This is a genomic window from Bacillus sp. SIMBA_008 (genome assembly GCF_046535495.1).
Taxonomy (GTDB): domain Bacteria; phylum Bacillota; class Bacilli; order Bacillales; family Bacillaceae; genus Bacillus; species Bacillus subtilis.
Genome location: NZ_JAWRWL010001102.1, coordinates 1 through 243 on the forward strand (window position 1 = coordinate 1; position 243 = coordinate 243).

Sequence of the window (243 nt, forward strand, 5' to 3'; positions counted from 1 at the left end):
GTGCCGGGTTCGCCGCACGGCTACGACGGCATCGACCCGACCCGGGTCAATCCCGAACTTGGCGGCGAAGCTGCGCTGCTCGCGCTGTCGCGGCGTGCGCGCGCACACGGCATCGGACTGATCCTCGACCTGGTCCCCAACCACCTCGCCGCGCATCCGGCCAACGCCTGGTGGTGGGACGTGCTGCGCCATGGCCGGCGCAGCCGCCATGCGGCCTGGTTCGACCTGGACTGGCGCGCGCCG

Annotated in this window: 1 protein-coding gene; it reads left to right on the forward strand. The window is 73.3% G+C overall.

Annotated elements, in window-relative coordinates:
• Positions 1-243, forward strand: a 243-nt coding sequence (locus SB658_RS26835; protein WP_410603542.1) for an alpha-amylase family glycosyl hydrolase, incomplete at both ends; no start/stop codon positions are given.